This is a genomic window from Streptomyces lancefieldiae (genome assembly GCF_031845825.1).
Classification (GTDB): domain Bacteria; phylum Actinomycetota; class Actinomycetes; order Streptomycetales; family Streptomycetaceae; genus Streptomyces; species Streptomyces lancefieldiae.
The window spans coordinates 1-966 of sequence record NZ_JAVRFH010000239.1; the positions used below are offsets into that span (position 1 = coordinate 1).

Here is a 966-nt window from a genome sequence, read left to right on the forward strand (position 1 = left end):
TACCTGGCATGTGAGAAGGAGCTGACGCATGAACACCCTTGACGATGGCGTTCTGAAGAAGGCTGCGGTGGAATACGCCGAGCAGGGCTTCTCGATCATCCGTAACGTCGTGCCTCCGGAGGTCCTCGACGAGGCGCGCGCCCACGTCGACTGGCTCACCCATAAGTATCCGGATCTGCGTCCCGAGCACTTCCACCACCCCCTGATCCGGAACGACGCCTTCTGGGCCCGCCTGGTCTCGGACTCCCGTCTGGTCGACATCGCGGAGTTCTTCCTGGGCCCGGACCTGGCGTGCTTCACCGCCCACTACATCTGCAAGCCCCCCTACGACGGACAGCCCGTGCTGTGGCACCAGGACGGCGCGTACTGGTCCCTGAGTCCGATGGAGGCGCTGACGGTGTGGCTGGCCGTCGACGAGAGCACCACGGAGAACGGCTGCCTGCGCATGATCCCCGGCAGTCACGAACTCCCCCTCCACAAGCCGACGGTCCGCACGGACGAGCCCAACATGCTGTTCTCGGCCTCCGACGAGGATCTGGTGCGGGAATGGGCGGACCAGCGCGGCATCGTGGACATCGAGCTCCAGCCGGGCGACGTCTCGATCCACCATCCCCACCTGCTGCACTGCTCGGAGGCGAACACCTCCGCCAAGAGACGGTGCGGTCTCGACATCGGCTACATCTCAACCACCACCCGGATCCACAGTGACGGGATCTACCTCGACCCGCTGCTGGTGCGCGGAACCGACACGAGCGGCGTCAACAGCTATCGTCCGTTCCCCGCCTACCAGGAGGGCGAGACCATACCCTTCGCCGGCCAAGACGAGTGGAACGCCTGGGTGGCCGGGCACAACGCAGCGCTGCCGCGTACCCGGGGCCTTTCCGAGGCGAGCCCGATCCAGACGACGCGGCACATGATCGACCGTCTGCGGGCCGGCACCGCGAAGAGCTGATCACGTCCCTCCCC

At 66.3% G+C, this 966-nt stretch carries 1 protein-coding gene; it reads left to right on the forward strand.

From position 1 onward, the window contains the following. Positions 1–28 precede the first annotated feature (28 nt). Complete coding sequence (locus RM812_RS41865) at positions 29–952, forward strand: phytanoyl-CoA dioxygenase family protein (RefSeq protein ID WP_311586220.1); 924 nt, start codon at positions 29–31, stop codon at positions 950–952. The last annotated feature ends 14 nt before the right edge of the window (positions 953–966 follow it).